Below are 20,643 nucleotides of genomic sequence, written 5' to 3' on the forward strand. Positions count from 1 at the left end.
GGCACCGCCGGCCCGTCCGTTGAACAGCGCCCGGAGCAGATTCCCGGGCCGGGTCGGTGGTTCGCTACCGTGCGGCCGTACGGGACGCGGTGAAGGGCGTCGGACCCGTGATCGCCACGTTCCCCGGGCGCTCATCGGGGACGAGCACACAGTGGGTACGGCCGTAGACGGTGTACATGCACTTGTTGTTGTGGTTGCACCGTCCGGTCACCGTGTGGTCCGCGCGGATGCGCTCGATCAGATCCGGCTCCCGCAGCAGCGCGCGCCCCATGGCGACGAAGTCGAACCCCTCCCGCATTCCGGTGGTGATGTGGTCGTAGTTGTTGATCCCGCCCAGGAGGATCAACGCGGTGTGCTCCATGACGGGAACGAACTGGCGAGCGGACTCGAGCATGTACAGATCCTCGTAGGGATACGAACCCAGCGCCCGTTTGCCGAACAGGCGCACACCCGTCCTGAAGGGTTCCTTCATGACCGACGCGAACTCGTCGACAGGCACGTCGCCGCGGAACAGGTACATCTGCTTGAAGAAGGACGAGCCCTGCGTCAGCTCGAGCGCATCGAGGTTGCGGTCCTGGTCGAGCAATTGCGCTGTGCGAAGGGACTCGGTGAGCCAGATGCTGCCGCGGATCCCGTCGTCCATGCTCATTTTCGCGGTGACAGCCACTCGCGTGCCGACCACCTCCCGCACCCGGTGGGCGATCTCACGGACGAAGCGGGAGCGATTGTCGATGCTGCCCCCGTACTCGTCCTTCCTGCGGTTCAGAAGCGGACTGAGAAACGAGCTCGGCAGATACAGATGGCCGAAGTGCAGTTCGATCGCATCGAACCCGGCCTCGGCCGCGACGGCGGACGCCTCACCGAATTGATCGACGACCTTCTGGATCTCGGCTCGATCGATTTCGCGGCAGTACTCGAAAGACGAAGGGTTGATCACCCGGCTCGGTGCCATCGCGGTGACGCCTGTGATCTTCTTCGAGGCCACCACACCGGCGTGGCCGAGTTGAGCGGAGATTGCGCCACCGGCCTCGTGGACGGCATCCGTCAGCTTCCGCAGGCCGGGAAGCGCCTGCCGGTTCATCAGTATCTGACCGGGCGCGCTGGCGCCCTCGGGAGCCACACAGCAGTACGCGACCGTCGTCATGCCCACCCCACCGCGGACGAAGCCGAGGTGGAAGTCGATCAGGTCGTCGGTGACCAGACCTTCGGGTGAACGCCCCTCCGATGTCGCGGCCTTGACGATGCGGTTGCGGAGCCGGACAGGGCCCAACGTCGCGGGGGCGAACGGATCCCGGGGCGCGGTGGCCGACCCGGTCGAGGTTTCCGAAACGGTCATGGCGAGCAGCCCTCCCGACTGAGTGGATGTGACCCCACTTACATTCCGCAGGCAGCCGTGCCCGTGTCAACGAGCGTCCCTCTCAGCGGACACCGCACGGGCTCGGCGCTCGTCCGGACGGCGGACCCCGGCGACGGTGCGCGACGAAGAGGGCCGCCCTTCCACCGCGGGGCGACATCCACTGCGTCTCCGAGCACCGACCGCGACGGTCGTCGCCGGCGCTGTCCGGTGTCGGCGAAGACGGCCCCCGTGACCCGTCCCCCCTCTACTGTGTCCTCGGGACGGCCCACGGCGCGTGCGGGAGGTTTCCTGTGACGGAGGAACGGCTCGATACCGGGGCGGCGGATCGGATCGTCGGTTCGATCGTCGACTCGACCGGGATCTCGCGCGCCAAAACTTTTCCCGCGCACATGCTTTCGTGGTTCATCGAGGTCGGTGCGGGGGCGTCGCCGAGCTGGGCGGTGTTCTGCGTCGACGACCACCTGGCGTTCACACCGTCGCTGTCGGTGACGGGTGATCTGCGGCTGCGGATCGACCGCGACCGGCTCCGGCGTATCGGCGACGGGATCCGATGGGCTCCTGCCGGCCTGTACGACCAGAACGGGACACGGTCGTCGCTGTGCACCCGCGGGGTGCTCGAACGCGTCGTCGACGCTCTCGCCGGGATCGGGGTGCAGGCCCGGATCGGGCACGAGGTGGAGTTCACGCTCGTCGGCGGGCACGGCGAGTGGGCCGCGTACGGACTCGGCGCCGTCCTCGGGCAGGACGAGTTCGTCGCCGACCTGCTGCGTGCCGCCGCAGGCGCCGGACTGGGGATCGAGCAGATCCACGCCGAGGCGGGCGCGCAGCAGTTCGAACTGTCCCTGTCCCCCACCGACCCGGTCGGCTCGGCCGACGACCTCGTTCTCGCGCGCATCCTGATCGGTCGCACCGCGCGCGCCCACGGGATGCGCGCGTCGTTCTCGCCCGTGCCCGTCGCCGGCGGGTCGGGCAACGGCGCCCACGTCCACGTGTCCTTCACCCGGGACGGGCGGCCGCTGCTGTCCGGTGGCGCCGGCCCGCACGGGATGACGGACGCGGGCGGCAGCGTCGTCGCCGGCATCCTGCGCGCCCTCCCCGACCTCGGCGCCGTCCTCACCGGGTCCGTGCTCTCGCACCTGCGGCTGCGGCCGGGCATGTGGGCGGGCGCCTGGTGCTGCTGGGGACTCGAGAACCGCGAGGCCGCGGTGCGGCTGTGCGCCCTCACGCCTGGGAATCCGCACGGCGCGCATCTCGAGGTCAAGCCGGTGGATCCGTCGGCGAACCCGTACCTCGCCTGCGCGGCGATCCTCGGGGCCGCGCACGCCGGCCTCGTCGGTGCACTGCCGCTGCCGGCGGAGGTCCCGGTCGATCCCGTCCGGCTGACCGACGCCGAACGCGCCGCGCTCGGGGTCGACCTCCTGCCCACGAGCCCCGACGACCTGCTCGCGGCCCTCGCCTCGTCGCGGCTCGCCGGTGACCTGTTCGGGCCGTCGCTGCGCGAGGCGCTGCTCGCGGTGAAGAGCTACGAGTACGGCGAGTACCGCGCGCGGCCACCCGCCGAACTCGCGGAGCGGTTCCGTTTCGCATGGACCACCTGAGGGCGTGGCGAATTTCACCGTAACGGGCGTGCCGGGTTTGTCGATCTACGGCCGTCGGCAACTGCGGACAGTCGACACCTGTGGAGAACGGACGACCATGCACAATCCCGAGTCGGTGGACCCCCTCGCGTCCACCCAGCCCATCGCCAAGCTGCTCGTCCCGGGCGAGCCGGCCGCGGCGCCGGCGTCGCACTCCGCGGCGCGGGTCCCGGCCTCCGGCGCCGAGGTCCGACGCGTCAAACGGCTCACCTACGGCGACGAGCCCCGCGGGCGCTCGTGGCGACCGGATCTGTGGACGGTCGTCGGCGTGCTGGCCGTGCTGCTGGCGGTCGCGTTCGTCGTCGTCGCGGTACTCGTCTCGGGGAACCGGTCGCAACCGTCGTACCGGCCCGGTTACGCACCGTCGGGCATAGGCGCTGCGTCCGTGCCCGTCGCAGCCGTCGCGTGAGGACCCACGACCTGCCCTCCTCCCGCTGAGCGGGATCGCCGGAGTGTCGCCGCCCTCCCGGGGCAGCAGCATCGACCTGCTGACCGAGTAGGAGGAGTGAATCGATGAGTGAATTCGAAGGCCGGGTCGCGCTGATCACGGGCGGGGCACGCGGGCAGGGACGCAGCCACGCGGTGGCGCTGGCCGAGCGCGGCGCCGACATCGTGCTGTGCGACCGGTGTGCCGACAGCCCGGTGGTGCCGTACCCGCTGGCCACCGAGACCGACCTGGAGGAGACCGCGGAGGCGGTGCGCGCCACCGGGCGCCGGTGCCTCACCGCGAAGCTGGACACCGCGGACCGCCCGGCGATGGACGAACTCGTCGCGCAGGCGCACGCGGAGTTCGGCCGGATCGACATCGCGGTCGCGAACGCCGGAGTGTCGGTCGCCGCCCCGATCCAGTCGATGACCGAGGCACAGTGGGCCGAGGCGATCGGCTCGAACCTGACCGGGGTGTTCAACACGGTCGGGTCGGTGGCACCCGGCATGGTGGAGCGTGGGTACGGCCGGATCGTGACGATCTCGTCGATGCTCGGGCGCGCGGGCAGCACCAACATGGCGGCGTACAGCGCGTCGAAGTGGGGCGTGATCGGCCTGACCAAGAGCGCCGCGCTGGATCTGGCTCCGCACGGGATCACGGTGAACGCGATCGCCCCCGGGAACATCTCGACGCCGATGATCCACAACGACTTCCTCTACGGCCTGATGCGCCCGGACCTCGAGCACCCCGGCGCCGACGACGTGGCGCCGGTCTTCCAGAGCCTGCACGCACAGCCGGTGCCGTGGCTCGATCCCGCGGAGATCACCCGCGTGGTGCTGTTCTTCGCCGCCGAGGCGAGCGCCCACATCAGCGGCACCGTGCTGCCGGTCGACGCCGGCAACGCGGGCCGGGTAACCGGATAGGCGCCTCCGGCGCCGGTGCGTCCTTTGGGCGGCCAGGGCAGCCCAAAGGACGCACCGGGGGCGTCAGCCCCAGCGGGACTGACCGCCGTCGAGGGGGATGGTCGCGCCGGTGAGGTAGCCGGCGTCCTCGCCGACGAGGAAGACGACGGCCCGGCCGATGTCGGTCTCGGGGTCGCCGATGCGACGCAGGGGGATTCCGGCGCGGAACTCCTCGGCCTCCTCGGGGTTGCGTTCCATCCACCGCTCGAGTCCCGGCGACAGGGCGTGGGGGGCGATGGCGTTGACGCGGATGCCGTCGACGCCCCACTCGCACGCCGCGGCACGGGTCAGCGACCGCATGCCCTCCTTGATCGATCCGTAGACGCCGTAGTTGCTCGCGTCCCACCGGACCGCCGCCGAGGTGACGAGGTTGACGATTGATCCGCCCCCGCGTTCCTTCATCACCGGGTAGCAGGCCCGCATCAGCCGCAGCGTCGCGAGCGGTCCGGTGGCGAAGGACCGCTCGAACTCGTCGTCGGTGAACGACAGCAGCGGTCCGGGCCGGCAGTCGTTGGCGTTGTTGACCAGGATGTCCACGCCGCCGAAGTGCTCGACGGTGCGCTGGACCGCCGCGTCGACGTCGTCGGGGTTGCTGACGTCGCAGCGCACGGCGAGTGCCTTGCCGCCGAGCTCCTCGATCGCCTCGGCCGTCGAGATCACCTTGGATTCGGTGCGGCCCGCCGCCGCGATCCGCACGCCCTCCTTGGCGAGGGCGAGGGCGATGCCCCGGCCGATCCCCTGCCCCGCGCCCGTGATGAGCGCGACCTTGCCGTCCAGCTTGCTCATGTGTCCTGCTCCGGTTCTCTCGCCACTTCGGAAGTCCTGGTGCGTCCCAGGCTCCCCGTCCACTATCCTTGACCAAGCACTTGCTTGTCTATGTCGGTTTCCACCGTCGCCCGCGAAAAGCGTCGGACGGCAAGCAGTCTCGAACCGCTCCGAACTCGCAGAAAGGTAGCCACGTGCACCTTCCCAATCCTGCCGACCACACCGGGCGCGCCGTGATCGTCACCGGCGGCACCAAGGGCATCGGCTTCGTCGTCGCCGAGCACTTCCTCGCCGCCGGCGCCGACGTCCTGGTCTGCGCCCGCAACGAACCCGAGACGCTGCCCGCGGTCGACGGCCGCAGCGCCGCGTTCCGGGCCGTCGACGTGCGCAACCCGGCCGACGTGGCCGGCCTCGTCGACGACACCGTCGCCCGGTTCGGCCGGCTCGACGTGCTCGTCAACAACGCCGGCGGGTCGCCGGACGCCGACGCCGCCACCGTCTCCCCGCGCTTCGTGGAGAAGATCGTCGCACTGAACCTGCTCGCCCCGTTCTACGCCGCGCAGGCCGCCAACCGGGTGATGCAGGAACAGCCCGAGGGCGGCGCGATCGTCAACATCGGCAGCGTCTCGGCGCACGACCCGCAGCCCGGCACCGCCGCCTACACCGCCGCCAAGGCCGGCCTGCTGGGCCTGACGAAGGCTCTCGCCCTCGAATGGGCCCCGAAGGTGCGCGTCAACCACATCACCACCGGCCTGATCCGCACCGAGGCCGCCGCGTCGGTGTACGGCGACGACGGCGGCGCCGCCGTGACCCGGACCCTGCCGATGGAGCGGATGGCGGTCCCGTCGGACATCGCCCGGGCCTGCCTGTTCCTCGGCAGCGACCTGGCGGCCTACGTCAACGGCGCCGACCTCGCCGTCCACGGCGGCGGCGAGTTCCCGGCCCGGTACATGGCCCTGCACGGGAAGTGACCGCGCGGATCGGTGCCCGGATGCCGGGCACCGATCCCACGTCACGCGAACGACGCCCGCGCCCCCGAGATCACGGCCCGTCCGTCCCCGACCACCTCGAACGCCACGTCGTCGCGTCCACCCCAGGCCCGCAACTCGGCGACGTCGCCGGGGAACACCGGCGCCGCGAAGCGGCCCTGCAGCGCGGTGAGATCCGCCGGATGCGCACCGACGAGCCGCGCCAGCGGCAATGTCGCCGCCGCGAGCGTGCACAGCCCGTGCATGATCGGACGCGGTTGCCCGATCCGCGCGGCCGCCTCCGGGTCGATGTGGATGTGGTGCCGGTCGCCGGTGAGCCGGTAGAGCGCGGCCTGGTTGGCGGCGGTGGCCAGAGGCGCGGTCAGCTCCGGCTCGCCCTGCGGGGCCGCCGGCTTCGACGGGCCGCGCTCGCCGCCGAACCCACCCGCGCCGGGCGCGAAGATCGACCAGGTCGCGACGAAGTACTCGCACTCGACCCGGACCTCGAACACGGCCGCGGCGCCCTTGTCCCACACCTCACCCACCGACGCCCGCAGCTCCACCTCGCCGCGGCGCGGCAGCGGAGCCAGCACGGTCAGCTCCTGCGAGCCGTGCAGCGCGGTGCCGGTGTCGAACGCGCCCCGCGAGCCCAGCTCGTCCGGCGCCCACTGGGCGAGGGTCAGCGCGAACGTCGGCAGCACCCGCAGCCGGTCCTCGAGCACCAGGTCCAGGTCGGTGGCCGGCTGGGCGCCGACGGCGAGCGCGTACAGGATCGCGTCGCGCTCGTCGTAACTCACCGTGCGGGTGCCCAGGTCGGCGCCGCGCCACGCACCGGCCTTCTGCTCCACTGCCGTCATGTCGTGTCCTTCCGGTTCAGGCCGCGCCGAGGATCAGGCCGGAGGTGGGAACCGCGGTTCCCGCCGTCACCAGCACGTTCTCGACGCCGTCGGGTTGGTTGGTGGAGGTGCCGCGCAGCAGGCGCACCGCCTCGGCGACGCCGTTGACGCCGTGCAGATACGCCTCGCCGACCTGCCCGCCGTGGGTGTTGGACGGCAACCGGCCGCCGAGCTCGAGATTGCCCTCGCGGATGAAGTCCTTCGCCTCGCCGGGGCGGCAGAAGCCGAGTTCCTCGAGCTGCGGCAGCACCAGCGGGGTGAAGTGGTCGTAGAGGATCGCGGCGTCGATCTCGTCCGGGCTCAGGCCGCTCTGCGCGTAGAGCTGGCGGCCGACCAGACCCATCTCCGGGATGCCGGAGATGTCCGGACGGTAGTAGCTGGTCATCATGTGCTGGTCCTTGCCGGAGCCCTGCGCGGCGCCCTTGACCAGGACCGGTGTGTGCCGCAGGTCCCGGGCCCGCTCGGCGGAGACGACGACGAGCGCCTGCCCGCCGTCGGTTTCCTGGCAGCAGTCGAGCAGGTGCAGCGGCTCGGCGATCCACCGCGAGTTCTGGTGGTCCTCGAGCGTGATGGGCTTGCCGTAGAACCACGCCGCGGGGTTGTTCGCGGCGTGCTTGCGGGCGACGACGGCGACCCGGCCGAAATCCTCGCTCGTGGCACCGTACTGGTGCATGTACCGGCGGGCGAACATCGCGACCCACTGGGCGGGAGTCGCCAGTCCCTGCGGGGTCAGCCACGCGTAGGCCGCGCGGTCGGCGGTCGAATCCATCGGCCGGTCGTGCTGGCCGAGACCGAACCGGACCCCGGAACGTTCGTTGAACGCACGGTAGACCACGACGACCTCGGCGACGCCCGTCGCGACGGCCATCGCGGCCTGCTGCACGGTCGCGCAGGCCGCCCCGCCGCCGTACCCGATGCGGGAGAAGAACTTCAGTTCCCCGAGTCCGCAGTTGCGGGCGACGAGGATCTCGCCGTTGGTCTCCATCGTGTAGGTGGCCAGGCCGTCGACCTCGGACGGGTCGATGCCGGCGTCGGCCAGCGCCGCGACGATCGCCTCGCACGCGAGCTGCAGCTCGGAGCGGCCGGACTTCTTGGAGAACTCGGTGGCGCCGATGCCGACGATCGCGGCGGCACCGGAGAGCGGGGTGGTCATCGGGTTCCTCCCGGCCGGTCGGTGAAGGCGATCGTGACGGTGCCGGCGGCGTGGTCGCCGAGGCTGTTGGCGCCGCGGACGCGGACCTCGACGAGCCCGTCGGACTTGCCGACCACCTCACCGGTCATCGTCATGGTGTCGCCGGGGTAGTTCGGTGCGCCCAGGCGGATCTTCACCCGCCGCACCACGGCGCACGGACCGGCCCAGTCCGTGACGAACCGGCCCACCAGGCCGTTGCTGGTGAGGATGTTCATGAACACGTCCTTCGATCCGCGCTCGCGGGCGAGTTCGGGATCGTGGTGGACGTCCTGGAAGTCGCGGGTCGCGAGGGCGGTCGCGACGATCAGGGTGCGGGTGAGCGGGATCGCGAGTTCGGGCAGCACCTCGCCGATCTCGATGTCGTCGTAGCTGCGGTCCGTGGACACGGTGGCGGTCATGCCACCACCTCGACCCCGGCGGCGAGCTGGGCACCGAGCCGCGCCAGATCCGACGCGGACCCGCCGAGGGTGGCGCCGATCTGCTTGCCCCACAACAGGTGCCGATGCACCGGATAGTCGGTGTCGACGCCCATTCCGCCGTGCACGTGCGTCGTGCGGTGCACGACGCGCTGACCGCCGTCGGTGGCCCACCACTTGGCGACGAGCACCGATGTGCCCGGGTCCGCGCCCTCGGTGAGCAGCCACGCCGCCTGCCACAGCGTCACCCGCATGGCCTCGAGGTCGATGTAGCAGTCGGCGAGCTGATGGCCCACCGCCTGGAACGTCGCAAGCGGACGCCCGAACTGCATGCGCCCGTTGAGGTAGGTGACGGCCTGCTCGACCGCCCCGGCACCGACACCGAGCTGCAGGGCGGCGAGCGCGAGCTCGACGCGGTCGAGCAACCACTGCACCGCGGTGCCGTCGGCGGGGCCGAGCAGCTCGGCGGGCGCCGCGTCGAACGTGACGTTGCCGCAGATCTCCCACGTGGTGGACTGCGTCTGCTCCACTGCGACACCGTCACCGGCGAGGTCGACGACGAACAGCGCGGCACCGGCCGGCGTCGTCGCCGACACGATCGCGCGCTCCGCGACGTGGGTGACCGGGACGGCGGCCTTGGCGCCGGTCAGGTGCCACCCGCCGCCGGTCTCGGTCGCGGTGGTCGCCGGAGCGCCGTCGACGTACGGGCCGAACTCCTCGAGCCCGATCGTCAGGAACCGGCTGCCGTCGGCGACGCCGGGAACCAGCGCGGTGCGCTGCGCGTCGGTGCCGAACTCGACCACCGCCAGGGCGGCGAGCACGGACTGCCAGATCGGGACGGGCGCCACGTGCCGGCCCTGCTGCTCGAGCAGCACGTACAGCTCCGACAATCCGAGACCGCCGCCGCCGAGCTCCTCGGGCAGGGCGACGCCGAGCAGACCGGTGGTGGCGAGTTCGCGCCACAGCTCCCGGTCGACGCGCTCGTCGCCGAGCTCGACCTGCTTGACCCGGTCGATGCCGGCCTTGCCGGTGAAGACCTCGTGGGCGAGGCCGCGAATCGCTTCCTGCTCTTCGCTGAAGTTGAAATCCATCTACGAGTCCTCCCGTGCGGCCGGCCGGAACGCGGGCAGCGTCAAATCCGGGTCGGCGTCGATCCAGTCCAGTTCCACCGGCATGCCGATCTCCACCGCGTCCGGCGCGACACCGGTCATGTTCGCGATCAGGCGGGTGCCCTCCTCGAGTTCGATCGTCGCCACGACGAGCGGGTACTCGAAGCCGGGAATCTGCGGGTGGTGGTTGACCACGAAGCTGTAGACGGTGCCGCGGCCCGACGCGTCGACGGTGTCCCAGTCGAGCGAGCGGCACTGCCCGCACATCGGTCCCGTCGGGTGCCGCAGGGTGCCGCACGACGTGCAGCGCTGGATCACCAGCCGGTGCTCCTTCGCCGCCTCGAACCAGAAGGCGTTGTCGGCGTTGAGCGCCGGGCGCGGACGCAGCCCCTTCGGCTTCGCCTGCGCCGCATCGTCAGGCTGCGCCGTGTCCTTCGGCTGCGCCGTGTCCTTCGGCCGGAAACGGAGGGTGCGCCACCGCTGGGTGGCGACGACCTCGCCGGCGCCGTTGCGGTACGTCTTGAGCGTGGTCACGAAGTGCCCGGCACCGAGCCCGGTCCTCTTCTCCTCCGAGATCGACTCGATCACCTCGGTGAGCGAGACCCGGTCGCCGGGGCGCAGCTCGGTGAAGAACTCGAAGTCCGAGTCGGTGGCGACGACGGAGGTGAACCCGGCGGCGTCCAGGGTGGCGATCAGGTCGGTCCACACCTGCGACGGGTCGTTGTTCGCCATCTTGTCGGTGAAGGTGCGCATCGTCCACACCTGCGTCATGAGCGCGGGGGCGACGGCACCGTCACGGCCGGTGGCGCGGGCGGCCTCGTCGTCGAGGTAGATCGGGCAGGTGTCGCCCATCGTCTCGACCCAGTGCCGGATCATCGGGGTGTTGACCTCGTCCGGCCCCCACGTGGTGGGGGTCAGGGTCTGCCCCTCGAACGCCCGCAACGTGGTCAGCAGTTCGCTCACTTGACCCTCTTCTCCCGCACGAGGCCCAGGCCCATGGTGCCGACCATGTCGCGCAGGACCTCGTTGACGCCGCCGCCGAACGTGTTGACCATGCCCTGCCGGGAGATCTGCTCGATCTGACCGGCCAGCACCGCGCCCGGCGATTCGGGACGGATGCGACCGGCCGCGCCGAGGATGCCCAGCAGCGTCCGGTACACGTCGACGTGGGTCTCGGTGCCGTACACCTTGGTGGCACCGGCGTCCGCGCCCGAGAGGGTGTCGGCCGCGACGGCGGCGGTCATCTTCCAGTTCAGCAGCCGCATCGCCTCGAGCTTCGCGTGGGTGCGGGCGAATTCCTGCTGCACCCAGGGAATCTCGATGGCGCCGTTCTCCTTCGCCCAGTCCAGCACCTGATGCCACAGCCCGTAGGTGCGGCCGCCGATCGCGGCCAGGCCGATGCGCTCGTGGTTGAGCTGGGCGGTGATCAGCGGCCAGCCGCCGTTGATCTCCCCGACCACGTCCCGGACGGGGACGCGGATGCCGCTGTAGTAGGTGGCGGTGACCGACAGGCCGCCGACGGTGTGGATCGGCGACCACGAGAACCCGGGCGCCTCGGTCGGCACCATGAGGATCGAGATCCCGCGGTGCTTGGGGGCGTCGGCGTCGGTGCGGCACGCCAGCCACACGTAGTCGGCGGTGTTGGCGCCCGAGGTGAAGATCTTGTTGCCGTCGACCACCCACTCGTCGCCGTCGCGCACCGCGCGGGTCTTCAGCGACGCCAGGTCGGTGCCGGCCTCCGGCTCGGTGTAGCCGATGGCGAAGACGATGTCGCCGGAAAGGATGCCGGGCAGGAAGCGGTCCTTCTGCTCCTGCGTGCCGTACTTCATCAGGGTCGGGCCGACCGTGTTGACGGTGACGAACGGGAACGGCAGGCCCGCGCGCTGCACCTCGTCGAAGAAGACGAACTGCTCCTCGATGGACCGGCCCTGCCCGCCGTACTCCGTGGGCCAGCCGATCCCCAGCCAGCCGTCCTTGCCGAGCAGCGTGACGACCTCGCGGAAGTGCTCGCCCCCCACTCCCTGCTCACCGGCGCGGCGACGCTTGTCCTCCGGCAGCAGCGACGCGAAGTAGGCGCGCAGCTCCCTCCTGAGCGCGACCTGCTCCGGGGATTCCTTCAGATCCATCGCGAATTCTCCTAGCGACCGAATGTCGTTGTGACCTCGGACGCTAGTCAGCGGGGCCGCCGAGCGGGCGGACCGTCTCGGACAGCGGGAACCGCCCGGTCACACCCGGCCGAGGCGTTCGGCACAGGCGGCCATCTCGTCGACGACCCGGTTCAGCGTCCCGGCCTTCGGCGACGCCGACAGCACCATCCGCGTCGCCCCGAGGGCGCGGGCCCGGTCGATGCGGGCCTCGTCGAGCCGCGGCAGCGTCGCCCCGAGCACCAGTTCCACGGCGCCGGGATCGCGGCCGGCCGACTCGGCGGCGCGGCGCATCTGCCCGATCGCCCGATCGAGATCCTCCCCGGCCAGGCCGAGCGGCTGGAATCCGTCGCCGAGGCGACCGGCCCGGCGGGCCGCGGCGGCGCTGTGCCCGCCGATGTACAGCGGCACCCCGCTCACGCGGTGCGGCTTCGGCCAGCTGTGGGCGCCGCGGAAGGAGTAGAACTCGCCGTCGAAGTCCGCTCCCGCCGGGTCGGTGCCGGCCCACAGGGCGCGCATCACGGCGATCGCCTCGTCGGCGATCTTCCCGCGCCGGTCGAAGTCGCCGCCGCACGCCTCGATCTCCTCCCGCATCCAGCCCAGCCCCAGGCAGATCCGGACGCGGCCGCGGGAGAGCCGGTCGAGGGTGGCCAGGCGCTTGGCCAGCACCACCGGATGGTGGTTGGGCAGCACCAGCACGCCCGTGGCGAGACCGAGGTCGGTGGTGGCACCGGCGACGAACGACAGCAGCTCGAGCGGGTCGGGCAGGTCGCAGTCGTCGGGCAGGTGGGACTTGCCGGTCGGCGAGTACGGATACGCGCTGCCGGTGTTCGCGATCACCACGGAGTGCTCGACGGCGGAGATCTCGTCGAACCCCAGTTTCTCCGCGGCACGCGCGAATTCGAGGATCCACTCGGGGTCCCCGCTGTGTCCCAGCTCGATCGGCACCACCACACCCAGCTTCACGTACGTCCGTCCTCTCGTGCCGCCGCTCCCCGAGCGGTCGTCTCCTCGATCAGTTTCGGCGCCCACACCACCTTGCCGAGCAGCCGGTCCGCCTCGGGCGCGGTCGCCAGCCACACCGCGGCGGCGGCGGGCACCGTCGCCGGCACGGCCTCGAATCCGGCGTCCTCGACGGCGCGCGTGCCGCCCCGGGCCCGGCCGGCCTCGGTGACGACGAACCCGGGGCTGAGGTTGAACGCCCGGATCCCGCGGCCCCGGTACTCGGCGTTGATCATCCCGGCGATCCGGGCGAACGCGGCCTTCGACGCGGCGTACGACAGGCCCCAGCCGCCCTCCCCCGGTGGGGCGGGCGGGTCGATCGCCGCCGACCCGGACACCAGATCGATCACCACACCGCTGCCGCGGTCGAGCATCGCCGGCAGCACCGTCTGCATCAACGCCACCTGGTGCAGGTAGTTGCCGTCGATCATGGCGGCGGCGTCGGCGAGGTCGATGTCGAGCAGCCGGTCCATGTTCCCCGCGGTCTGCGCGTACGCGTTGGCGACCAGCACGTCGACCCGGCCCCACGCGTCCAGGACGCGCCGGCCCGCGCCGCGCACCGATTCGACGTCGAGCAGGTCCATCGGGACGGGCAGCGCCCGCACTCCCAGTGCCTCGATCTCCGCGGTGGTGGTCTCGAGGCTGCCGGGCACGGCGATGGGTTCGTCGCCGTCGCGGCGGCTGCGGGGCGGCACGGCGCCCTGGCCCTCGCGGACCGTGCGGGCGGTGACGGCGACGTCGAAGCCCGCACGGGCGAACGCGAGGGCGGTCTCGCGTCCGATGCCGCGGCTGGCGCCCGTGACGAGGGCGACGCGGGTGCCGGGCATCGGCTACACGCTCAGCAGCCGCTGCCGGCCGTGTGCGGCGAATTCCTCGTCCAGGGCGGCCTTGTCGGACTCGCTCATCGCGGTGTACTCCGGCGCGCCGCGTCCCACCCACCGGTACACGGGCTCGGTGGTGTGCCAGCGCTGCGCCTGCAGCTCGCGCTTGAGGACCTTGTTCGAGCCGGTCACGGGAAGGTTCGTCGACACCCGCACGAACCGGGGAATCGCCTTCGACCCGAGATCGGCTTGGCCGGTGAGGAATTCGGCGAGCTCGGCCGGGTCGAAGTCGGTGAGCGAGGCGACCTCGATCGCCGCCATCACCTGATCGCCCGACCGCGGGTCCGGCACCGCGTAGACACCGGTGGTCACGACCTTCGGGTGCCGGCGCAGGACCCGCTCGATCATCAGCGCCGAGGTGTTCTCGCCGTCGACCCGGATCCAGTCGCCCTTGCGGCCCGCGAAGTAGATGAAGCCGGCCTCGTCGACGTAGCCGAGGTCGCCGGTCCAGTACCACCCGTTGCGGATCCGCTCGGCGTCGGCGACGTCGTTCTTGTAGTAGCCCTCGAAGGCGCGGGCGCCCTCCTTGTTGATCATCTCGCCGATCGCCTCGTCCGGGTTGAGCACCCGGCCGTGCTCGTCGAGCACCGCGCGGGCACACTCGGCGAACGTGTCGGGATTCACCACCGCGATCCCGGCGTGCGCGGGCCGGCCGAGCGCGCCCTCCGGCGCCGCCGGATCGAGCCGGACCGAACCGGCGCCCTCGCTCGAGCCGTACCCCTCGTACAGCACCGCGCCGAACCGGCGCACGAACTCGGCCTTGTCCTCCGGCGAGGCCTCGGTGCCGAATCCCCGCTCGAGCCGGTTGTCGGCGTCGTCGGGCTGTTCGGGGGTGGCCATCAGGTAGGCCAGGGCCTTGCCGACGTAGGTGAAGAACGTCGCGCCGAAGAACTTCACGTCGGGCAGGAACCCGGACGCGGAGAACTTGCGGGTCAGGCACACCGTCGCACCGTTGGCCAGGGCCGGGGCCCACAGCGCCATCAGCGCGTTGCCGTGGAACAGCGGCATGCAGCAGTAGTCCACGTCGTCGCGGTGGTGCCCGTACTTGGCGGTGTTGGCGTACGCGAGCCGCGACAACCGGCCCTGGGAGCACTTGACGGCCTTGGACCGGCCGGTGGTGCCGGAGGTGAACAGCAGCAGGAACAGGCTGTCCTCGTCGACGCCGTCGGCGATCGCCGGTTCCACCCGCTCGAGGCGGGCCGCGTAGCCGGGATCGTCGATCAGCAGGAAGCGGTCCTCGCCGAGGCCCAGGTCGAGGCCGCGCAGCTTCGCCATCCCGGCGGTGTCGGTGACGATGAGCTGGCAGTCCACGTAGCGGACCTCGGCCTCGAGTTCCGCCGCGCCGCGCGTGGGATTGATGCCGACGACCGTCGCGCCCGCCAGCGCGGCCCCGCCGAGCCAGAACAGGAAGTCCGGGACGTTGTCGAGGAGGATCCCGATGTGGAACGGGCCGTCGCCGCGCAGCGACCGCGCGAGAGCGCCACGCGCGGCGCTCTCGCGCACCACGGCGTCCCACGTCCAGTCCTGCTCCCGGGTCCGCAGGCCGAGCCGGTCGTCGCCGACGCGGTCGAGCAGCATCTCGGCGATGGTGGCGCGCTGCACGCCCGCTTCCGTCGCGGCGGTGCCGGGGTTCACGGTGCTCGTCATCGTTGCGGCTCCCTTCACGCCGTCCGGAGCACGCAGTGGGTGCCCCCGTAGATGGCGGTCATGCACTTGTTGCAGTGGTTGCACAGCGACGCGGCGTCCGCGTCCTCCTGCATGCGGTTGACGAGGTCCGGGTCGCGCAGCAGCGCCCGCGCGGCGGCGACGAACTGGAAGCCCTCGGCCATCGCCTCGTCGATGATCGCCCGGTTGGTGATGCCGCCGAGCAGCACCAGCGGCATCTTCAGCTGCGACCGGAACTGCTTGGCGTCCTCGAGCAGGTAGCCGTCGCGGTAGGGGTATTCACGCAGGAAGTGCTTGCCCACCAACTGGATTCCCAGCTTCGTCGGCTGCGGCATCACGGCGGCGAAGTCGCGCAGCGGCGCGTCGCCCTTGAACAGGTACATCGGGTTGAGCAGCGAGCTGCCGGCGGTCAGCTCGAGGGCGTCGAGCGAGCCGTCGGCCTCGAGCCACTTGGCGACCTGGATCGACTCGTCGAGCCAGAAGCCGCCGGGCACGCCGTCGTCCATGTTGAGCTTGGCGAGGATCGCGATCTTGTCGCCGACGGCGTCGCGGACGGCGCGGGCGGCCTCCCGCGCGAAGCGGGCGCGGTTCTCCAGCGACCCGCCGTACTCGTCCTTGCGCTTGTTGATCTTCGGGCTCAGGAACGAGCTGATGAGGTAGTTGTGCCCGAAGTGGATCTCGACGGCGTCGAAGCCGGCCTCGACGGCGCGGCGCGCGGCCTCGGCGTGGCCCTCGGTGATGCGGGCGATGTCCGCCTTGGTGGCGGGCTTGCTGAAGTTCTGGGTCGTCATGCGGAAGGCGCGGCTCGGCCCGAGGGCCGGGGTGCCGAGGTACTTCGCGGCGGCGACCGGACCGGCGTGGCCGATCTGCGCGGAGACCGCGGCGCCCTCGTTGTGGATCGCGTCGGTGAGCTTGCGCATGCCGGGCCGGGTCTCGTCGGTCCACTGCAGCTGACCGGGGGCGGTGCGGCCGTCGGGTGCGACGGCGCAGTAGGCGACCGTCGTCATGCCGACGCCGCCGGCGGCGGGCCGGCGGTGGAACTCGATGAGCTCGTCGGTGACGAGCCCCTTCGGGGTCAGGCCCTCGAACGTGGCCGCCTTGATCACCCGGTTGCGCAGGGTCAGCGGGCCGAGCTTCGCGGGGGCGAAGGGATCGATCCTTGTCGTCGGGGTATCGAGAAATGTGGACATGCGGTTGCTCCTCCGGCAGCGATTCTGCGCCGAACGTAGCCCCGGCTGTCGGGTGGATCACGGTGAGTCCCGCTCAGTGGTAACCACTACCCGCACCCACGGCCCGACGTGAGAAATTGCAGTGGCACGCCTCACACGCGGCCGCGGCCGGGGTGGGGTCACAGGTCTATCGCCGCAGGTGACACGGTATTCACGTGACACGAAGGAAAGGTCCCCGCATGACTGCGTCCGCAGGCCCCCGGCTGTACCTCGACGAGGTCGTCTCCCGCCTGACCGGCCCGGGTGGCCGGTTCGAGATCGTCGAGGAAGAGGTGCTCGGCGCCTCGATGCCGGTGATGAAGAACCGCGGCAAGGCCGTGGGCGAGCTGCTCGCCGACTCCCTGCGCTGGGGGGACCGCGACTACCTCGTCACCGCCGACCGCCGGCTCTCCTTCGCCGAGCACGCCGCCGCCGCCTACTCCCTCGCCCGGGCGCTGCGCAGCGACTACGGCGTCGAGAAGGGCGATCGCGTCGCGATCCTGGCCGCGAACACCCCGGAGTGGGTGATCGCGTTCTGGACGAGCCAGACGCTCGGCGCGATCACCGTCGGGCTCAACGGCTGGTGGGTGCCGCGGGAGATCGAGTACGGCCTCGAGCACAGCCGGCCGAAGGTCCTCGTCGTCGACGCCAAGCGCGCCGAGGCCCTCGCGGACGTCGACACCACCGGGATCACGGTCCTGACGATGGAGGAGGACCTGCCCCGGCTGATCGCGCAGTACCCCGGCGCCGAGCCGCCGCGCGTCGACATCGACGAGGACGACCCGTCGGTCATCCTCTACACCAGCGGCACCAGCGGCCGGCCCAAGGGCGCGCTGCACTCGCACCGCAACCTGCTGGCGGTCGTCGACTACCACCGGTTCAGCGATGCCCTGCTCGCGGCGTTCACCGGCCGGACCTACAGCGACGACGTCCCCAGCGACCTGCGGTACCTGCTCACCTCGCCGCTGTTCCACATCGCGAGCCTGCACAACCTGGTGATCCCGCGGCTGGCGACGGGCAGCGCGGTGATCATGCACCAGGGTTCGTTCGACGTGGACAAGGTGCTGAGCCTGATCGAACGCGAACGCGTCACCAACTGGGGCGCGGTGCCGACGATGGCGTCGCGGCTGCTCGAGCACGACAACCTCGACAAGTACGACCTGTCGTCGCTGACGGCGTTCGCACTCGCGTCGGCACCGTCGTCGATCGCATTCAAGGACCGGCTGCGCGAGAAGGTGCCCTTCGCGCGCGACGCCCTCGTCGACAGCTACGGGCTCACCGAGTGCAGCACCGCCATCGCGGTCGCCAACTCGCAGGACATCGAGGCGTTCCCCGGCACCCTGGGCCGGCCGATCATCACGGTGAGCCTCGAGATCCGCGATCCGTTCGGCGAATGGCTGCCGGACGGGGTCGAAGGCGAGGTGTGCGTGCGCAGCCCGTTCGTCATGCTCGGCTACTGGGAGGACGAGGAGGCCACGGCCGCGGCGATCACCCCGGACCGGTGGCTGCGCACCGGTGACTACGGCGTCATCGAGAACGGCCGGCTGCGCCTGACGGGCCGTCGCTCCGACCTGATCCTGCGCGGCGGCGAGAACGTCTACCCCACCGAGATCGAGCAGACCCTCGACGAGCACCCGGCCGTGCGCGAGTGCGCCGTGATCGGCGTCCCGCACCCCGACCTCGGTCAGGAGGTGGCGGCGGTCGTCGTCCTCGCCGAGGGGGCGAGCGTGACGGAGGAGGAGCTGCGCGAGTACGCGGCCGAGCGTCTGTCGTACTTCAAGGTCCCCACCCGCTGGCGGATCACCTCCGACCTGCTGCCCCGCAACGCGACGGGCAAGACGGTGCGTCGCGAGGTCAGCATCTAGTTGCGCGGGGCGGTGCTTCTTGCGCGCGTTCTCACGCGCGCGAGAAGCACCGCGGGTCGCGGATGCGGCTACTGCGACCGGGACACGAACCCGGGGTCCTCGACCGCCAGGCGCTGACGCACCGGCTCGGGCATCGTCGAGCACGAATCCGCGCTGGGCCGGTCGTCGGCGTGGTCGGCGGCCGAATCCTCGATGCCCACCGACGCGACGATGTTCTCCCAGCCGCCCCAGCCGGCGAAGCGGGCGGGCAGATCGACGTTGGCGGCACCGTTGATGTGGAACGCCGCGCTCGGATACGGCGCGTCCGGTGGCGTGGCGACGCCCCCGCCGGGCAGGCGCACGACGTCCTCCGGATTGGGCAGCATGCCCGCGAGCTGCATCGCGTGGTACTGGTACATCTCCCAGGGCGCGGTGTCGAAGTAGTACCAGCTGGCCGCGCACACCCCGTACAGGTCGGGACCGAACTGCGCGTAGTTCAGGTACAGCTCCATGATGCGGGCGTCGGGCAGGGTGCTGCTCAACAGGATCGACGGCACCGTCTCGACGGCCTTGCGGATCGCGCTCTGGTCGGGGGTGAAGAACATGTTCTTCGCGAGCTGCTGCGGGATCGTCGAGTACGTCTGCTGCGGCTCACCCGTCAGGTGGGCGCGGGCGCGGTCGGCGTAGTCGCCCCAGTGGAACGCCTGCGCACGAAGACCCATCTGGTCGTCCTCGTGGGCGATCACCGAGGCGACGATGTAGCGGCTGACGTGGTCGAGCGAGACGTACTGGTAGGTGACCGGGCCGTCGTCGATGCGCATGAACCGCGACGACGCCGGCGTCCACACCCGCAGCGACGCGGTGGCCGTCAGCGCGATCAGCACGAGCGCCGCGACCGCTGCGCCGGCCCGCTTCGCCCGCGTCGGCCACGGATTGCGGGGCGGCTGCGCCGGCAGCGGGGGCGGCCCGGGCCGGGCGACGGGCGGCCACGGCGGCTCGGGGCGACGCACTCCCGCGTACTCGGGTTCGCGACGAGGCTGCGGCTCGGACCGGCGGGGCCACTGCACCGCGGGGCGACGCAGGCGGGACCCCTGCCCCGCGGGACGACGCAGCCGGCGCAGCTTCGGGCCGCGGTCCTGCGGTTCCCGGCGCACCGGCACCTCGGGGGCCGCCGCCCAGGCGCGGAGGCGGGCGGCGACACACCGGGTGCACCGGCCGTCGACCCGCCGCTCGAACGGACCCACGATCCGCCGGCACGCTGCGCACCTGCCCGGCCTCATCGTTGTACACGCCTCCCGCTGGTCACCGACACGACCTCTTCATCTTCGTCGCCGACGGTCACGGGCCGGTCTCGGGGGTCGGGACCGGATGCTCAGTCCACCCGCGGCGCCCACTGGACGCCGTTGATGTGCGCGCCGCCGTCGACGAACAAGGTGTTGCCGGTGAGGTAGCGCGCACCGTCGCTCGCGAGGAACACCGCGACGGGTCCGATGTCGTCGAGCGAGTCACCGATTCGGCCCATCGGGTTGGCCTGCGCCGACGCCGCCGCCATCTGCGGGTCGGTCTCGGCCACCCGCCGGAACGCCTCGCTCTGCGCGCCGGGGCAGATCACGTTGCAGCAGATCTGCTTCGGCGCCCATTCCCGCGCCGCGGTGCGGGTGAGGGTGCGCAGCGCCTCCTTGGCGGCGTTGTACTGCACGGAGTACATGTGCGCGTTGACGCCGTTGAGCGAACACAGGTTGATCACCCGGCCGGTGCCGTGGCGCTCGAGTTCCGGGAGGGCCCGCTGCATCGCCCAGAACGCCGCCATCACGGCCGTGTCGAACCCGGCACGCAGCTGCTCGTCGGTCATGTTCTCGAACCGGGCGTACCCGGAGCCGCGCCAGGCGTTGTTGACGAGGACGTCGAGGCGGCCGAACCGTTCGACCGCGCCGTCGACCGCGGCGTGGACCTGGGCCTTGTCGGTGACGTCGGTGCGCACGAAGTGGGCGCGCGCACCCCACTCGTCGCGCAGCCACCGGGCGGTGGCATCGCCGGCCTGCTCGTCGATCTCGGCGACGACGACGTCCGCGCCCTCCCGCGCGTACGCCGCGGCGATGCCGCGCCCGATGCCCATGCCGGCGCCGGTGATCAGCGCGACACGACCGTCGAGTGCTCCCATGCGGATTCT

At 71.4% G+C, this 20,643-nt stretch carries 19 protein-coding genes; 5 read left to right on the forward strand and 14 right to left on the reverse strand.

The genetic code is table 11. The annotated features are described in order from the left end of the window. Positions 1-64: 64 nt before the first annotated feature. Positions 65-1,336, reverse strand: coding sequence for an NADH:flavin oxidoreductase (locus QNA09_RS19180; protein ID WP_191902491.1), 1,272 nt, complete (start codon positions 1,334-1,336; stop codon positions 65-67). Between the two features lie 311 nt (positions 1,337-1,647). Between QNA09_RS19180 and QNA09_RS19185 the strand changes: the two genes are divergently transcribed. The 3 genes from QNA09_RS19185 to QNA09_RS19195 all read left to right on the forward strand — a co-directional run bounded on the left by QNA09_RS19185 (position 1,648) and on the right by QNA09_RS19195 (position 4,344). Further along, entirely contained in the window at positions 1,648-2,955 is a 1,308-nt protein-coding gene (locus QNA09_RS19185) for a glutamine synthetase family protein (RefSeq protein WP_203011104.1), read from the forward strand. A gap of 97 nt (positions 2,956-3,052) precedes the next feature. Next, positions 3,053-3,403, forward strand: coding sequence for a hypothetical protein (locus tag QNA09_RS19190; protein ID WP_308072022.1), 351 nt, complete (start codon positions 3,053-3,055; stop codon positions 3,401-3,403). Between the two features lie 104 nt (positions 3,404-3,507). Next, on the forward strand, positions 3,508-4,344 hold the full coding sequence (locus QNA09_RS19195; RefSeq protein ID WP_010596057.1) for a mycofactocin-coupled SDR family oxidoreductase: 837 nt from the start codon (positions 3,508-3,510) through the stop codon (positions 4,342-4,344). A gap of 63 nt (positions 4,345-4,407) precedes the next feature. Here the strand turns inward: QNA09_RS19195 and QNA09_RS19200 are convergent, their stop codons facing one another. Then, positions 4,408-5,169 carry an SDR family NAD(P)-dependent oxidoreductase gene (locus QNA09_RS19200; RefSeq protein ID WP_010596058.1) on the reverse strand — a complete coding sequence of 254 codons (762 nt, stop codon included), beginning with the start codon at positions 5,167-5,169 and terminating at the stop codon, positions 4,408-4,410. A gap of 173 nt (positions 5,170-5,342) precedes the next feature. Here QNA09_RS19200 and QNA09_RS19205 point away from each other — a divergent pair, with 173 nt between their 5' ends. Next, on the forward strand, positions 5,343-6,119 hold the full coding sequence (locus QNA09_RS19205) for an SDR family oxidoreductase (RefSeq protein WP_010596059.1): 777 nt from the start codon (positions 5,343-5,345) through the stop codon (positions 6,117-6,119). A gap of 41 nt (positions 6,120-6,160) precedes the next feature. Here QNA09_RS19205 and QNA09_RS19210 read toward each other — a convergent pair whose 3' ends face one another. From QNA09_RS19210 to QNA09_RS19255, 10 genes are all read right to left on the reverse strand, one after another. Continuing rightward, on the reverse strand, positions 6,161-6,973 hold the full coding sequence (locus tag QNA09_RS19210) for a MaoC/PaaZ C-terminal domain-containing protein (RefSeq protein ID WP_203011105.1): 813 nt from the start codon (positions 6,971-6,973) through the stop codon (positions 6,161-6,163). Positions 6,974-6,989: 16 nt separating this feature from the next. Further along, on the reverse strand, positions 6,990-8,165 hold the full coding sequence (locus QNA09_RS19215) for a lipid-transfer protein (RefSeq protein WP_308072023.1): 1,176 nt from the start codon (positions 8,163-8,165) through the stop codon (positions 6,990-6,992). Beyond that, positions 8,162-8,602: a MaoC family dehydratase gene (locus QNA09_RS19220; protein WP_010596062.1), complete on the reverse strand. Its 441-nt coding sequence runs from the start codon at positions 8,600-8,602 to the stop codon at positions 8,162-8,164. Before QNA09_RS19220 ends, QNA09_RS19215 begins: the two co-directional genes overlap by 4 nt. Continuing rightward, the gene (locus QNA09_RS19225; protein WP_010596063.1) at positions 8,599-9,711 is read right to left on the reverse strand and encodes an acyl-CoA dehydrogenase family protein; all 1,113 of its coding nucleotides are present in this window, start codon (positions 9,709-9,711) and stop codon (positions 8,599-8,601) included. Before QNA09_RS19225 ends, QNA09_RS19220 begins: the two co-directional genes overlap by 4 nt. Continuing rightward, positions 9,712-10,692 carry a bifunctional MaoC family dehydratase N-terminal/OB-fold nucleic acid binding domain-containing protein gene (locus tag QNA09_RS19230; protein WP_010596064.1) on the reverse strand — a complete coding sequence of 327 codons (981 nt, stop codon included), beginning with the start codon at positions 10,690-10,692 and terminating at the stop codon, positions 9,712-9,714. Then, positions 10,689-11,855: an acyl-CoA dehydrogenase family protein gene (locus QNA09_RS19235; protein WP_268965722.1), complete on the reverse strand. Its 1,167-nt coding sequence runs from the start codon at positions 11,853-11,855 to the stop codon at positions 10,689-10,691. Before QNA09_RS19235 ends, QNA09_RS19230 begins: the two co-directional genes overlap by 4 nt. A gap of 99 nt (positions 11,856-11,954) precedes the next feature. Next, positions 11,955-12,839: an LLM class F420-dependent oxidoreductase gene (locus QNA09_RS19240; protein WP_301913984.1), complete on the reverse strand. Its 885-nt coding sequence runs from the start codon at positions 12,837-12,839 to the stop codon at positions 11,955-11,957. After that, entirely contained in the window at positions 12,836-13,702 is an 867-nt protein-coding gene (locus QNA09_RS19245) for an SDR family NAD(P)-dependent oxidoreductase (RefSeq protein ID WP_017679878.1), read from the reverse strand. Before QNA09_RS19245 ends, QNA09_RS19240 begins: the two co-directional genes overlap by 4 nt. A 3-nt stretch (positions 13,703-13,705) precedes the next feature. Beyond that, entirely contained in the window at positions 13,706-15,403 is a 1,698-nt protein-coding gene (locus QNA09_RS19250) for an AMP-binding protein (RefSeq protein WP_301913985.1), read from the reverse strand. Positions 15,404-15,417: 14 nt separating this feature from the next. Further along, the gene (locus tag QNA09_RS19255; protein WP_010596069.1) at positions 15,418-16,611 is read right to left on the reverse strand and encodes an NADH:flavin oxidoreductase; all 1,194 of its coding nucleotides are present in this window, start codon (positions 16,609-16,611) and stop codon (positions 15,418-15,420) included. A gap of 218 nt (positions 16,612-16,829) precedes the next feature. Between QNA09_RS19255 and QNA09_RS19260 the strand changes: the two genes are divergently transcribed. After that, positions 16,830-18,494 carry a class I adenylate-forming enzyme family protein gene (locus QNA09_RS19260; protein WP_308072024.1) on the forward strand — a complete coding sequence of 555 codons (1,665 nt, stop codon included), beginning with the start codon at positions 16,830-16,832 and terminating at the stop codon, positions 18,492-18,494. A gap of 68 nt (positions 18,495-18,562) precedes the next feature. Here QNA09_RS19260 and QNA09_RS19265 read toward each other — a convergent pair whose 3' ends face one another. Both QNA09_RS19265 and QNA09_RS19270 read right to left on the reverse strand, forming a co-directional pair. Beyond that, on the reverse strand, positions 18,563-19,717 hold the full coding sequence (locus tag QNA09_RS19265) for a biosynthetic peptidoglycan transglycosylase (RefSeq protein ID WP_040270151.1): 1,155 nt from the start codon (positions 19,715-19,717) through the stop codon (positions 18,563-18,565). Positions 19,718-19,845: 128 nt separating this feature from the next. After that, a complete protein-coding gene (locus QNA09_RS19270) occupies positions 19,846-20,634 on the reverse strand; it encodes an SDR family NAD(P)-dependent oxidoreductase (protein WP_040270149.1) in 789 nt (262 codons plus the stop codon). Positions 20,635-20,643: the final 9 nt, after the last annotated feature.

Origin of the sequence: Rhodococcus sp. AH-ZY2 (genome assembly GCF_030916465.1) — a bacterium.
GTDB lineage: Bacteria > Actinomycetota > Actinomycetes > Mycobacteriales > Mycobacteriaceae > Rhodococcus > Rhodococcus ruber.